Here is a 12,806-nt window from a genome sequence, read left to right as displayed (position 1 = left end):
GAACCGGGACCCGGGGGCCCGACTCTCAGGCCCCGGGCCCCGGTTCACAGATACAGCCCCGCGTCCGCGTCCCCCGGCTGCGACGGCACGGCGGGCGGCCGGGTGCCGCGCCGCAGCGCGTACAGCTCCGCGAGCGTCGCCCCGTCCCGTCCGATCACACCGTCCCGGTCGTCCACCTCCCCGCCGAGCCAGCCGACCGCCTCCGACCGGGTCAGCTTGCCGACCTCGATCCGGGCCAGACACCGGCCGGGGCGGACCACCGCCGGATGCAGCCGCTCCAGGTCCTCGTTGGTGGTCACCCCGACCAGCACATTGCGCCCCTGGCCGAGCAGACCGTCCGTCAGGTTCAGCAGCCGGGACAGCGCCTGGCCCGCGGTGTGCTTGGCCTCGCCGCGGATCAGCTCGTCGCAGTCCTCCAGGAGCAGCAGCCGCCAGCGGCCCTTGGCCGTGCCGTCGTCCTCGCCGATGGCGATGTCCATCAGATAGCCGACGTCGGTGAAGAGCCGCTCCGGGTCCAGGACGCAGTCCACCTGGCACCACTCCCGCCAGGACCGGGCCAGGGTGCGCAGCGCCGAGGTCTTGCCGGTGCCGGGCGGGCCGTGCAGCAGCAGGAGGCGGCCGGCGATGTCGTCCGGGGTGACCTTCATCAGCCCGTCCATGGCCTCCGCGACCGGCGCCGTGTAGTTGCCGCGGATCTCCTCCCAGGTCCCGGCCGAGATCTGCCGCGAGGTGCGATGCGGTCCGCGGCGCGGCGAGACGTACCAGAAGCCCATCGACACGTTCTCCGGCTGGGGTTCCGGCTCGTCCTCCGCGCCGTCGACGGCCTGGTGGAGCACCTTCTCGGCCAGGGCGTCGTCCACGGCGGTCACGGTCACATCGGCCCCCCGGTTCCACCGGGAGATCAGCAGGGTCCAGCCGTCGCCCTCGGCGAGCGTCGCGCTGCGGTCGTCGTCGCAGGCCGCGCGCAGCACGGTCGCGGACGGCGGCAGCAGCGTCACACCCGACCGCACCCGGTCGACGGAGTGACTGCGGGCGTACGGCTGCTCGCCGGTCGCGAAGCGCCCCAGGAAGAGCGCGTCGACGACATCGGACGGCGAATCGCTGTCGTCGACGTTGAGCCGGATGGGAAGGGACTCTTCGGCGGGTGTCGTAGGCAGGGTCTGCCTCCTGAGAACGGGGGGGCCGGTGCGTCGGTCAGCGCACCCGGCCCCATGATCCAGGACCGGGGGCGAGGGCGCACCAAGGTTTGTGGCCGTTTACCGAGCTGTTCCACGGAACCCCACTGGAATGGGGGCGTTCATGGATACTCTTACCCGTTGTGGGGCGTCAGGGAAGGGAACGGGGCGGGTTGGCCAGGTTATGGCAAATGAGGCGCCGGCGGACCGGCGCGCTGCTCGGCGCCGGTACGGTCACGCTGGCGCTGCTGGCGGCCACCTGCTCCGGCGGGCCCGGCACGGGCGAGGGGCGGAACGGATCGCAGTCGGCGCGCGGGAAGACCGGCGCCAGGGGCCTGGGCTGGGGATTCACCCATACCCAGTACAGCGCCGACCAGGGCACGGACAGCGGCCGTAAGGCCGCGAGCGCCCTGCTGTCCGGCCATCCGATGCCGCAGAACCAGCACATCATGGGATGGGGCGCGGGCAACCCCGAGCCGTCCCCGGGCCACTACGACTTCGCGGACCTCGACCGCCGCATCGCCCTGATGCGCCGGACCGGCACCGCGCCCGTGCTCACCCTGTGCTGCGCGCCCGACTGGATGAAGGGCGGCGAGCCGGGACGTACGGACTGGTCGCAGAAGGCCCTGGAGACCGCGCCCACCCCCGAGCACTACGAGGACTTCGCCGCGCTCTGGCCTCGCGGCCCGCGTGCACGGCGCATCCCAAAAGGATCAGGACAGCCGGACGCGGCACGCCCCCTACCGCGTTTCCCGTCCCGAGAACCATCGCGACGCTATGAAGCCCCTCCCCTGGAGCCGCCTGTGATGATGGTCCCGAAACAGGTGGATGTGCGACGGTATTGACGTCGCAAACTGTGTGGCAAGCCGCTTGCGGCTACACCCCCCTTGGTAATTTTGTTCGTCAGCCTTGTGGGTTCCTTTTCCGAAGGCTGCCCATGCCTTTGAGCACCCGGTCGGCCGGCCCGAAGAGCTCCGGCCGGGAAACCACGGTATTGCGCAGTGCGCGCACCGGGGCGCGCCGTGCCCGGTGACCGAGCGCCACCGGATGGCGGCGGGTCACCCACCCCTCCGACACGCTGAGGTCGCGTGTTTTCAGGGAATCCTTGTATTCCTTCTCGCCGCGCCCGAGATCGAGATAGTCCACACCCTGCGCGGCGGCCCCTTCCGCCATGCGCAGATGCAGCACAAGTCCGGGCGAGTATTTGGCATATGCCGGGTCGTAGGCCGGGAACCAGCAGGCGAGCACCCGCTCCGAGCACAGCCCGAAATGCGCGGCGACCGGCCGCCCGCCCGCGTACAACACCGACAGCAGCCCCCGGCAGGAGGCGCCGCGAGTGTGGAAGAGCTGCTCCGCCAGCCGGATGATCCACGGCCGGGCGAACCGGTCGCTGCGCCCGGTCCTGCGGTACTGCGCGGACTTCCAGCCGATCAGGGTGCGCAGCACGGCCGGATCGCGCTCGTCGTGCACATAGCGCACCTCGCCCACGTCCCGGCCGAGCTTGCGCCCCTTGGCCAGGGTGGTGCGGGTGAACCTCGGCGAACGGTCGCGCAGCCGGGCCAGATATGCCTCATAGCCCCGCTCCACATCGATCACGGGGGAGGGGAAGGAGCCACGGGCCCCCACCGCGAACGGCTTCTGCCCCTCCACCAGATGGTCGAACTCCCAGACGGCCAGGGAGCATGCGCGCAGCAGTTCCCGGGCGTCCCACTGGAACCCGGGCCGGTGCACCAGGCCCTGGGCGTCCGAAAGGCCGAGACCGATCGCCCGCCCCACCCCGAGCCGGGTCCGCTGAAAGGGGAAGAAGGCCACCGGCTCGCCCTCCTCGCGGACCACCGCGATCCGCACCCCGCGTCTACAGCGGCCGACGGCCAGCGTGAACTCCGGTGACAGAAAGGGGTTCGCCAGCTCCGGCGCGCCCAGCAGATGCGCCTGTGACTGCATGGCCGTCCACACCGCCCGGTCGGCCGCCGTCAGCTCCCCCGGGCGGTACACACCGATCTCCACGAATCTATTCCTGACTCTGGGTCATACGTCGTCGCCGCGTGAGGCGGGTGACCAGCGCCGGGACCAGGATCAGCAGACTCAAGCCCCCGACCGCCGCCACCCCGCCGCGCGCCGACCACAGCCGCAGCGCGAGCATCGCCTGCGCCACCAGCAGATCCAGCGCGAGCGCGCCCGCCACCGCCAGCACCGGGCGGAGCAGCGCGTCCAGCCCGCGCAGTGCGCTGCCGATGGCCAGCGCGGGCGCGGCGAGCAGGAAGAACAGCGTGAACGGCGCCCGCAGCGGTGAGTGGATGTCGGTCAGCGCGAGTGCCGCCCCGATGCCCGCGATGCCGACCGCGGCCCCCGCGATCACCGGCAGCCAGTCCCCACCCGCCGGTCTCTTGTCAGTGATGGTATGCATTGGCGTTCTTTGCCCCCCGAAGCGCCGGATGCCGGGCTTCAATGTCGCGCAGCCGACGGATGCCGTCAAGACGGAGAAAGTGTGCGAACGGTCCACCTTCGGGCGCGGGGTTGAGTGCCCATCAGCGCTGGTCGCGCCCTATGCGCCGGTCGTGCGCCGGAGGAGTGGGGGCGGGGCGTGGTGACTCATCCGGATCCCATCCGACCTATGGACGTCATTCCGTCCGACCTATGGACGTATCGGCCGGGTACCGAAAGATTTTTGCCAACTACCCGCATAGATCGGCCGTTTGCGCGGGATGACATATCCATGTCACACCGCTGAAACGATCCCTGGCGGCGTGGCTGACGGTTTCGAACGCGATTGCCCTTTACCGGGTCATCGCGCCTCATATCGGCACAGCAGTGATCCTGCTAGGGAGATCGAATGAAACTGTCCAGACTCACGGCGACGATGGGTGCGTTCGTCGTCGGTGCCGTCCTCGCCCTCACCGGGGCCGGCGCAGCCCATGCCACCGAGAACAGCGCGGGCCCCGCCTATGTGGCGCTGGGCGACTCCTACTCATCCGGCCTCGGCTCGGGCAGCTACGACAGCGCCAGCGGCAACTGTAAGCGCAGCAGCAAGGCGTACCCCGCGCTCTGGGCCGCCGCGCACGCCCCCTCGAGCTTCAACTTCACCGCCTGCTCCGGCGCCAAGACCGGCGATGTGCTGAACAATCAGCTCGGCCCGCTGGGCTCCGGCACCGGTCTCGTCTCCATCTCCATCGGCGGCAACGACGCCGGCTTCGCCGACATCATGACCACCTGCGTGCTCCAGTCCGAGTCCACCTGCGTCAACGCGGTCAACAGCGCCAAGACGTTCGTCCAGAACACCCTGCCCGGCAAGCTGGACCAGGTCTACAACGCCATCAGCGCCAAGGCCCCCTCGGCGCATGTCGTCGTTCTCGGCTACCCGCGGTTCTACAAGCTGGGCGGCTCCTGCATCGTGGGCCTCACCGAGACCGAGCGCGCCGCGATCAACAGCGGTGCCGATCTGCTCAACTCCGTCACCGCCAAGCGCGCCGCCGACCACGGCTTCAGCTTCGGCGACGTCACCACGACCTTCGCCGGACATGAGATCTGCTCCGGCAACGCCTGGCTGAACAGCGTCACCTTCCCCATCGACGAGTCCTACCACCCCACCCCCGCCGGCCAGTCCGGTGGCTACCTCCCGGTCTTCAGCTCGGCCGCCTGACCGTCCCCGCCACCACACGCAGAAGAGGAGGCCCCGGCCGTCGGGGCCTCCTCGCGGGCCGTGGTCACCGGGCGACCCGGGCCGGGTCCACCTCAACCGAGCGTGGTCGCCGCTCCCCTCAGCACCAGTCCACACCCCAGCGCGAGTACGACGGCGGCGGTTCCGACCGGCGAGGCGCGGCGCACCGCCCCCAGCAGCCGGTCGATCCGGCCCCCCGACGCCTTACGGGCCGCCAGCCGCTCCGTGGCCCGCACGCCCAGCCGCACCGCGGCGAACCCGGCCAGCGTGAGCGTCAGCGCCAGCCCGAGCCCGTACGCCACCACCAGGACGAAGCCGAACCACGCCTGGCCCAGCGCGGCCGCGCCGACGAGCACGATGACGGCGGAGGGGCTGGGCACCATGCCCCCGGCGAAGCCGAGCAGCAGCGTGCCGCGCAGAGTGGGCCGCACCTCATGGGTGTGGGTGTGACCGTCGCCGTGGTCGTGCGTGTGCGTATGCGCGTGACCGTGTTCATGGCTGTGGTCGTGTTCATGGCTGTGGTCGTGGGCGTGGTCGTGTGCATGGCCGTGCGCGTGGTCATGGCCGTGATCGTGGCCGTGGTGATGGGCGCGCGCCTGCCGGTGGCGGCGCAGTGCCTTGCGGAGCAGCCCCGCCCCGGCCACCGCCACCAGCACGCCGCTCGCGATGCCCAGCCATGAGATCACCGACGGGGCAGCAGCCGACCCCGCCGTGACCAGCAGCCCCAGCGCGAACACCCCCAAGGTGTGCGTGACCGTCACCGACGCGCCGAGCGCCAGCACATCGCGCAGCGCGCTGCGCCCGCCCGCCGCGGCCGCCGCCGCCATCATCGTCTTGCCGTGGCCGGGGGCCAGGGCGTGCATCGCGCCCAGCAGTACGGCGCTGGCGAAGGCCGTAAGGGCGAAGCCGAGGGTGATGTCATGGCGCGCCACCATGGAGGTGAGCGCCTGCGTCCAGCGGTCCACACCGCGCGGCAGCACCGACGAGCCGATCGCGTCGTCCCGGACGGACTCCGCCGTGGCGGCGAGCGCGGGCCCGCCCGCTGTGACGCGCAGCGCGGCCGACCGCTGATCGGGCGGCGAGGAGAGCTGCCCCGCCGGATAGCGGGTCAGCCGGTGGGAGGCGGAGGTCTTGGGGACGTCGGCGTCGGTGAGCGTCATACGGTCGCCCTGCGCGGTCACCTCCCGCCAGCCGGGGCCCGTACCGATGTCCTGTGGGCGGTATGCGACGGCCGCCCGTTCGCCGTGCCCCAGCGTGGCCGTCAGCCCGCACTCCACCCGCAGGGTCGGCAGCCCGGCCTGGCCGGGGCGCTGGCGGGCCCGGGCGCGCCCGTCACGTACGGGCACCCGGCGCCCGTCCACGGTCAGCCGCGCCCCCTCCGCCGCGCTCGCGCACCGCCGGGCCGCCCATGCGTCCAACTCCCGCCCGGACAGCGTGTCGTCGCCGTCACGGTCGATCTCCGGCTTCGCCTGCGCCGAGGGGATCTCGGCGAGGTCCTCGACATGGTCGATCCGCAGCGTCCCGGGGGTGACCACCAGCCCGTCGTAGCGGTTGACGGTGAAGTTGCCGAGCGGATGCGCCTCGGCGCTCCCGGTGGGGAGCACCACCAGCGCGACGGCCGCCATCAGCACACCGGCGGCCGTCAGCCGCCAACGGGTGCGCCGCTTCGGGGGCGTGCTCCGGGTTTCGCCCGCGAGGATTCGGGAGCGGTAGGCGGCTCGGGACGGGGCGGAGTGCGCAATGGTCATCGGGCACCCCCCAGGGCCTTCAGCGCGGCCTTCGCCGCCCGCGCGCCGGTCGGGGAGAAGCCCGGGTTGAGGTCGAGCGCGGCCTTCAGATGGCGGCGTGCCGACGTGTCGTCGCCGAGGGACTTCTCGATGACGCCCCGGTGGTAGAGGAACGCCGCGTTGCGGTAGCCGGGCCCGGCGGCGCGCTCGGCGTACTCCAGGGCCTTGTCGTCCTCGCCGTCGCGGTGCAGGGCCCAGGCCAGCGCGTCCGCCGTGTGCACGGTCCGCCGCCGGGCCCACTCGGCGCGGGCCGCCTTCAGCGCCTCCTTCACCTCGCCGTGGTCGGCCGCCACCAGCGCGCTGTCCAGGTCGGTCGCCACACCGTTGGCCCGTGCGAGCGTGATCCAGGTGCCGACCACCGAGTACTGCCGCCGAGCCAGGGAGCGGTCGCCCCGCGCCTCGTACGCCTCGCCCAGCGCCGCCAGCTCCGCGGGCAGCGGATAACGCCGTACGACCGCCTCCAGATCGCGGATCCCCGCCTTCTGACGGCCGTCCGCGACCGAGGTGCGGCCGCGGCCCTCCAGTGCCGGGAGATAGCCGGGCACGGCGCGCAGCGCGGTGGCGTACGCGCGCCGCGCGGTGGCGTACTCGCCCTGGTTCCAGGCGAGTTGGCCCAGCGCCGTCGAGACGTAGGCGATATCGCTTGGCGAGGTCGCGGAGTCCTGTGCGCGCAGCAGCACCCGGCGCGCCCCGGCCGGGTCGCCGCGCAGTTCGAGGACGTAGCCGAGGCGGGTGAAGACGGGGATGCCGGGGCGCAGCGAGTCGGCCTTCCTGGCGGCCTTGTACGCGTCCTGGTAGCGGCCCAGCTCGACGAGGGCGTCCACCCGGACGGCCAGCGCCCCCTGGCTGTAGGAGTTCACCTTCAGGGCCTGGTCGGCGTCGCGCAGCGCGCCCCGGAAGTCATGGCGGGCGGCGGCGAGCGAGGCGCGCCCGGCGAGCGCCACGTCGTTGTCGCGCGGCTGGAGGGACAGGGACCGGGCGAACGCCTTCTCGGCCTGCGGATAGCGGGTGGGGTCGCCGCTGGTCCTGGCCTGCTCGACATAGGCCGCGCCGAGACCGGCCCAGCTTTCCGCGTCCTTCGGCTCGCCGCGCAGATGGGTCTGCATGGCGCCGATCTGCCGGGCCAGGCCGTCGCCGCTGAGCTGCTCGTACCGCGCGGCGGCCGGGCGCACCCCGCGGGCGGCGTCCTGGCCGCCGCCGGGCCCGCCCGGCCCGGCCGAGGCGCCGATCACGACCGAGGTGGCGGTCAGCCCGGCCGCGAGCGCGAACACCACGGCCGCGGTCCTGGCCGTATGGGGAAGGAATGGCCGAAGAGCCATGGTGAAAGCTGCCTTTCGCATGAGCACCAACGCGCGATGGGACGGAAGGGGTGGGGCGCCGGGCGCGGCCGCCGCGCGGGTGTCGGCGGGGCCGCGCCCGGTGATACGGGCCCGAGGGCGCCCGTGGTTCAGTGCCGGCGCAGGCGGGGAGCCCGCCGGCGCGACCGCATCCAGAGGAATCCGAGGCCCAGCAGCAGCACGGCCCCGCCACCGGCCGCCGCGGACCCGGCCAGCACCATGTTGTCGTCGGAGGAGGAACCGATGCCCGAACCGCCGTTCAGCAGCGACTGCCCGGCGCTCTTCTGGACGGCCTTGGCGTCCGAACCGGAGCTGGGCAGCGCCAGGTACGGGAAGGAGCCGCCGAACTTCTGGTCGTTCGCGTCCACCGCGTCGCCCAGGTCGTTCTTCTTGCCGAGCAGCTCGCCCTCCATGGCCTGGAGCGCGATGTCCAGGACGTCGTCGGAGAGCCTGCGGCCGTTGGGGAAGCCCGCGTTGTCACCGTCCAGGACGCCCAGCCGCTTGGGGCTGCCCGTGGGCGGGATGGAGGTGTTGAGCCGTAGCTCCTCGGCGGGGCGGACGTTCGGCGGCTGGTTGAGCTTGGGCACCCCGGTGAGGAACGCCTGCACCAGGTCGTCGCGCGGGGTGTCCGGGGCCTTGATCTTGTAGATCTGCTCGACCAGCTTGGGGAGTTCGGGTTCCTGGACGAACTTCAGGAACTGCCCGTCGTCCCACGGCGCGGAGGCGTTGAACTTGTCCTTGTCCTTGCGCGGGATGACCACCTCGTTGACCAGCGGGCTGCCGAGCCGGGAGACCTGCGTCCAGTCGCCGTCGGCGGTCTGGCGGTGGGTGGTGGCCCATACGCCGATCACCGGCTGGTCCTTGGACTCGGTCAGCGCCGACGTCGGGACCTGGAGGGACATCGACTGGACGTTGTAGCCCTTGAGGGTGTCGTTGCCGACCTCGGACATATCGCCGCCGTACAGCAGGTCGAAGACGCGCAGATCGAGGAAGAACGGGTCGTCGGCCTGGCCCGCGAAGGCGGTCGAGCCCCCGCTGTAGCCGATCTTCCGCACCGCCTGGTCGCGGAGCTTCTGGTAGTCGGGCATGGACGCCTTGCCGACGTTCGACGGGGCGACCGGCAGGTCGCTGCCGAGCTTGGCGCGGGCGACGGCCTTCTGATGCTTCAGCTTGATGACTTCGAGGTCGTATGTCTGGGTGAAGTTGAGGGTCGCGTCCTCGAGCGAGTTGACCGGGCCGGTGTTGTAGAGGAACGTGTCGCCGTTCTTGAGGTGGTCCTTGAAGGTCCACCGGAACAGCAGATCGCCCTGGCCGTCGCCGTTGTTGTCGACATGCAGGTCGTAGCGGGCGTCATGGGCGAACTTGTAGAAGTTGGGGCCGCCCGCCGGGTCCTGGAACGGCAGCACATTGACGACCATGGTGGTCGTGTCCGGCTTGTCCGGGCTGACGAACGCGTAGACGTCCGTGGCGTCGTACTGCGGCTGACCGGAGATCAGCGGTGCCTCGCGGTGGCTCGAAGCCTGCGCCGTCCCGGGCTGAAGTACGGCCACACCGGCGGCCGTGAGCCCGCCGGCGGCCAGTGCGCAGCTAACCAGCGCGGCCAAGCTCTTGGTGATTGCGGTCATCCTGTAGGTCCTTCGCACGCTTGTCGGAGCAGTCCTTCAAGCGGCTATTCGGGCCCGGCGAACGGATGGATTGGTCGGCCCGGGAATTTGTTTGCGGGTGATAGGTATCGTCAACACCCTTGACTCGGTGGTGAATCCGGAACATGGGATGCGTGGGTGACGGCTCGGGGAGGTAGGGTTACTCTGCCCGGGGCGGGTGCCCTCGTACGGGTGGGGAGTGTCATGGAGCAGATAACGGTACGGAGCAGGCCACGAGTGCCTGCGATCAATTGCGGAAGCGGTGCGTCCAGCGCGCGGCTCGAGCGCCACCTCGCGGTGATGGGCGGCCCTGCCGTCCCCCAGCGGGAGGCGGAGGGCGCGACGGTGCTGATGCAGGAGCTGACCGCGCGCGATCACACGCGTGCGAAGAACAACCGGGGTGCGCGGGTGTCGCTGTTCGCGCCGCTGCGCCGGTTGCGCCGCACGTTGTTCGGCAACCACGGCTGACCCGGCCGGCCCGTAGGCGTCTTCGTTCGTCATCCCGGGCAGGCACGGGGTCAACCGGTTCGCTCCAGCCGGTGAGTCCGTGCTGTGATCCACCCCACGCCGATGTTGCCGTGGGATGCCGACGAGAGGCCAGGCCGGCCGTACGGCCATGGACAGTGGAAGGCGCGTCCGGAGACGGGCGCGCCTTCCGTATGTGCGGACTCAGAGGACTCAGCGGGCTCAGAGGAGGGCGAACTGGCCCTCCGGGCCCTCCTCATGGTGGTCCAGTACGGACGCCGGGCGCCGGGCCGCGCCGGGCACCGGCAGTACCCCCGCCTCCCGCAGCTCCACCGCGTCGATCAGCGCGCCGTCGGCCAGCCGGTCGGCGAGGGCCCGTAGCTCCGGGCGCAGCTCGGCGAGCAGCGCCAGCACGGTGATCAGCTCCAGCAGTTCCGAAGTCCACGCGGGCGGCCAGCCCGCCGGGCCGATCGCCTCCAGCGTGCCCGGCTCCCGCGCGGCGGTGCGCTGCTCGAACCATGTCTCCAGCACCCGCACCCCGCCCGCCTGGAACTCCCATGCCGCCCGTGGCACCGGCGAGATACGGCCCTCGCCCAGCAGCAGGGCCTCGTCGTCCGGGTCGTAGTCCAGGGAGTCCGGCAGCCCGCTCGACGGAAGCGCGGCACGAACGTAGGGGCGCTGGCCACCTGGCATGCGCGGGCGTTCACCACTGTGCGCCCCGCGCGTATGGAGCCACAGCGCACGGCGGCCCAGCTCCACGCCCGACTCCCACGCCTCGGGGTCGGCGGTCAGAGGTACGGCGCATGGGGCGCCGCGCGCCGTGGCCGCCGTCCACGCCAGGAAGTCCTCGGCGGTCACCGGGCGGCCGAGCCGCGTGGTGAGGTGGTCCAGCAGCCCCGGAGCGAGATTGGGCTCCTGGCCGCCGGGGCGGCGGTAGAGCGGACGGATACGGCCGGGGCGGCCCGCGGGGGAGTGGCCGTCCGGCAGCAGCGCGGAGAAGCCGAGCACCGGGTCCGGGTCCGGTCCGGCGGCCTCGATGACATGGATCTGGCGGTCGTCCGCCACTCGCCACAGCTCGGGGCGGGCGGCGTCGAGCAGGCGGTGATCCGGTATCAGCCAGAGCTGGTCGAAGGGGCCGTGTGCGATCCGCACCGGTTCGGGGCACGGGCCGTCCTCGCGGGCCAGGCGGGCGGTGGAGGTGGGCTGGCCGGGCAACTGGGGTACGGAGCTGTGCAGCGTGCGGGCGCGGGTCGGCCGGAACAGGGCGGCCCGTCCGGCCTCGTCCGCTGCCCCCGTCAGCCGTTCCCACCGGGCTTGGAGCGAGGTGGCGTCCGGTGCCATGGCCCATGCCCGCCCGAGCCGTAGCGGTCCTACGGCCCAGGGCATCAGATCCCGTAGCAGCGGTGCGTCACGTTCTCCCACGGTCGGCATGCTATCGATCCGGCCGAGTGGGGGGTGTCCGGCGGTTTTTTCCCCTCCCCGCCCCTTCCCGCAACCGGGCCCGGCCCCGGACCCCGCAGGGGCTCCGCCCCCGGACCCCGCTCCTCAATCGCCGGAGGGGCTGGTTTGCGCGGCAGGGGCTCTGCCCCCGGACCCCGCTCCTCAATCGCCGGGGGGGCTGGTTTGCGCGGCAGGGGCTCTGCCCCCGGACCCCGCCTGCGGCTCCGCCCCTGGACCCCGCTCCTCAAACGCCGGAGGGGCTGGTCTGCGTTCGCCGGAGGGGCTGGAGGGCCGGACGAGGTGGGGCGGCGCCGGGGGCGAGAGCTGAGCAGGTCAGAGGAAGTCCGCTACGGTTCGGGCAGCGTCCCGAAGTGGCGCGGGGCTGTGTCGATGTGCGGCTCGGCCGCGTGGGACCCGCCACGACGGTGCCGCAGTCGGCCGACGACGCATCGCGACACTTCCTCCAGCGGAGCGCTTAGTCGGCCTCGACCGTGACCGAGAAGGAGAAGCGGTCGCCCCGGTAGTGGATGCGGGCCACGTCGACCACGCGGCCGCTCTCGTCGTAGGTCACGCCCGTGTAGTGCAGGATCGGGCTGAGCAGTGGGACATGCAGCAGGCGGGAGGTTTCGGGGTCGGCCAGGCGGGCCTCCACCGTGTCCGTGATGCGGCTGATCCGTACCCCCACCGCGTCCCGCAGCACCTTCGTCATCGGCCACCGGGCGAGGTCCGCGAGGTCGATGCGGTCGGCCAGCTCGGGGTGGACCAGGTTCTCCGCCCAGTTGGTAGGCTCGCCGCTGTGGCCGTCGCGGCGCAGCCGCCGGTAGGCGGTCGTCTCGTCCAGGCCGGGGAAGTACTCCGCCAGCTCCGCCGGCACCGGCGCCGGGCCGTGCTCCAGGACCGTCGTCCGCTCACCCGACTGCTGGGCCACGATCGCGTCCACCGACCCCAGCAGCCGCACCGGCGCGGCGCGCCGCGCGCTCGGCTCGATGAAGGTGCCGCGGCGGCGGTGGCGACTGATGAGCCCCTCGGTCTCCAGCTCCTTGAGCGCCTGCCGCATGGTGAGCACGCTGACCCCGTAGTGCTCGGCGAGCCGGTCCTCGGTCGGCAGCCGGAGCGGATCGTGCGGGGCCCGCCCGAGTATCGAGGCCCGCAGCGACTGCGAGACCTGGTACCAGAGCGGCAGCTTGCGGTTGAGGGCGAGGGAGTCGGGGGCGAAGGTGGTCACGCGGTCTCCGGTCACGAGTCACGGCAGCGGCCGCACGGGCACCGTCCAACGGCGTCGACGGCGTTGGACGGCGTCA

11 protein-coding genes are annotated in these 12,806 nt (G+C 72.2%); 3 read left to right on the top strand and 8 right to left on the bottom strand.

Annotation, left to right across the window (positions count from 1 at the left end):
• Window positions 1-44 precede the first annotated feature (44 nt).
• Entirely contained in the window at window positions 45-1,157 is a 1,113-nt protein-coding gene (locus ACK1X7_RS12425; RefSeq protein WP_390793914.1) for a DUF5925 domain-containing protein, read from the bottom strand.
• Between the two features lie 209 nt (window positions 1,158-1,366).
• Here ACK1X7_RS12425 and ACK1X7_RS12420 point away from each other — a divergent pair, with 209 nt between their 5' ends.
• Window positions 1,367-2,020: a hypothetical protein gene (locus ACK1X7_RS12420; protein ID WP_413115093.1), complete on the top strand. Its 654-nt coding sequence runs from the start codon at window positions 1,367-1,369 to the stop codon at window positions 2,018-2,020.
• Between the two features lie 58 nt (window positions 2,021-2,078).
• Here ACK1X7_RS12420 and ACK1X7_RS12415 read toward each other — a convergent pair whose 3' ends face one another.
• Both ACK1X7_RS12415 and ACK1X7_RS12410 read right to left on the bottom strand, forming a co-directional pair.
• A complete protein-coding gene (locus ACK1X7_RS12415) occupies window positions 2,079-3,182 on the bottom strand; it encodes a GNAT family N-acetyltransferase (RefSeq protein WP_385153003.1) in 1,104 nt (367 codons plus the stop codon).
• Window positions 3,183-3,186: 4 nt separating this feature from the next.
• Window positions 3,187-3,582 (bottom strand): hypothetical protein, encoded by a 396-nt coding sequence (locus ACK1X7_RS12410; protein WP_385153000.1) that lies wholly within the window; start codon window positions 3,580-3,582, stop codon window positions 3,187-3,189.
• Between the two features lie 426 nt (window positions 3,583-4,008).
• Here ACK1X7_RS12410 and ACK1X7_RS12405 point away from each other — a divergent pair, with 426 nt between their 5' ends.
• Window positions 4,009-4,815 (top strand): SGNH/GDSL hydrolase family protein, encoded by an 807-nt coding sequence (locus ACK1X7_RS12405; RefSeq protein ID WP_385152997.1) that lies wholly within the window; start codon window positions 4,009-4,011, stop codon window positions 4,813-4,815.
• Between the two features lie 92 nt (window positions 4,816-4,907).
• Here the strand turns inward: ACK1X7_RS12405 and ACK1X7_RS12400 are convergent, their stop codons facing one another.
• The 3 genes from ACK1X7_RS12400 to ACK1X7_RS12390 form a co-directional block, all read right to left on the bottom strand.
• Complete coding sequence (locus ACK1X7_RS12400; RefSeq protein WP_413115092.1) at window positions 4,908-6,581, bottom strand: sulfite exporter TauE/SafE family protein; 1,674 nt, start codon at window positions 6,579-6,581, stop codon at window positions 4,908-4,910.
• Window positions 6,578-7,939 (bottom strand): tetratricopeptide repeat protein, encoded by a 1,362-nt coding sequence (locus tag ACK1X7_RS12395; RefSeq protein ID WP_385152991.1) that lies wholly within the window; start codon window positions 7,937-7,939, stop codon window positions 6,578-6,580. The genes ACK1X7_RS12400 and ACK1X7_RS12395 overlap by 4 nt, the downstream gene beginning before the upstream one ends.
• A 128-nt stretch (window positions 7,940-8,067) precedes the next feature.
• The gene (locus tag ACK1X7_RS12390; protein ID WP_413115091.1) at window positions 8,068-9,582 is read right to left on the bottom strand and encodes a DUF4331 domain-containing protein; all 1,515 of its coding nucleotides are present in this window, start codon (window positions 9,580-9,582) and stop codon (window positions 8,068-8,070) included.
• Between the two features lie 222 nt (window positions 9,583-9,804).
• On the opposite strand from ACK1X7_RS12390, the gene ACK1X7_RS12385 reads away from it, so the two are divergent.
• Window positions 9,805-10,068 (top strand): hypothetical protein, encoded by a 264-nt coding sequence (locus tag ACK1X7_RS12385; RefSeq protein WP_361502623.1) that lies wholly within the window; start codon window positions 9,805-9,807, stop codon window positions 10,066-10,068.
• 219 nt (window positions 10,069-10,287) lie between these two features.
• Here ACK1X7_RS12385 and ACK1X7_RS12380 read toward each other — a convergent pair whose 3' ends face one another.
• Both ACK1X7_RS12380 and ACK1X7_RS12375 read right to left on the bottom strand, forming a co-directional pair.
• Complete coding sequence (locus ACK1X7_RS12380) at window positions 10,288-11,496, bottom strand: type ISP restriction/modification enzyme (RefSeq protein ID WP_413115090.1); 1,209 nt, start codon at window positions 11,494-11,496, stop codon at window positions 10,288-10,290.
• 484 nt (window positions 11,497-11,980) lie between these two features.
• The gene (locus tag ACK1X7_RS12375; protein WP_216340222.1) at window positions 11,981-12,730 is read right to left on the bottom strand and encodes a GntR family transcriptional regulator; all 750 of its coding nucleotides are present in this window, start codon (window positions 12,728-12,730) and stop codon (window positions 11,981-11,983) included.
• Window positions 12,731-12,806 lie beyond the last annotated feature (76 nt).

Origin of the sequence: Streptomyces sp. CY-1 (genome assembly GCF_047218265.1) — a bacterium.
In the GTDB taxonomy this organism is placed as follows: domain Bacteria; phylum Actinomycetota; class Actinomycetes; order Streptomycetales; family Streptomycetaceae; genus Streptomyces; species Streptomyces niphimycinicus.
This window is presented reverse-complemented; position numbering and strand designations above follow the sequence as displayed.

Bases quoted from the DNA above. Each gene is read 5' to 3' on its own strand.
- ACK1X7_RS12410 (WP_385153000.1), bottom strand. From the start codon at position 3,582: ATGCATACCATCACTGACAAGAGACCGGCGGGTGGGGACTGGCTGCCG.
- ACK1X7_RS12400 (WP_413115092.1), bottom strand. From the start codon at position 6,581: ATGACCATTGCGCACTCCGCCCCGTCCCGAGCCGCCTACCGCTCCCGA.
- ACK1X7_RS12390 (WP_413115091.1), bottom strand. From the start codon at position 9,582: ATGACCGCAATCACCAAGAGCTTGGCCGCGCTGGTTAGCTGCGCACTG.
- ACK1X7_RS12395 (WP_385152991.1), bottom strand. From the start codon at position 7,939: ATGGCTCTTCGGCCATTCCTTCCCCATACGGCCAGGACCGCGGCCGTG.
- ACK1X7_RS12385 (WP_361502623.1), top strand. From the start codon at position 9,805: ATGGAGCAGATAACGGTACGGAGCAGGCCACGAGTGCCTGCGATCAAT.
- ACK1X7_RS12380 (WP_413115090.1), bottom strand. From the start codon at position 11,496: ATGCCGACCGTGGGAGAACGTGACGCACCGCTGCTACGGGATCTGATG.
- ACK1X7_RS12420 (WP_413115093.1), top strand. From the start codon at position 1,367: ATGAGGCGCCGGCGGACCGGCGCGCTGCTCGGCGCCGGTACGGTCACG.
- ACK1X7_RS12405 (WP_385152997.1), top strand. From the start codon at position 4,009: ATGAAACTGTCCAGACTCACGGCGACGATGGGTGCGTTCGTCGTCGGT.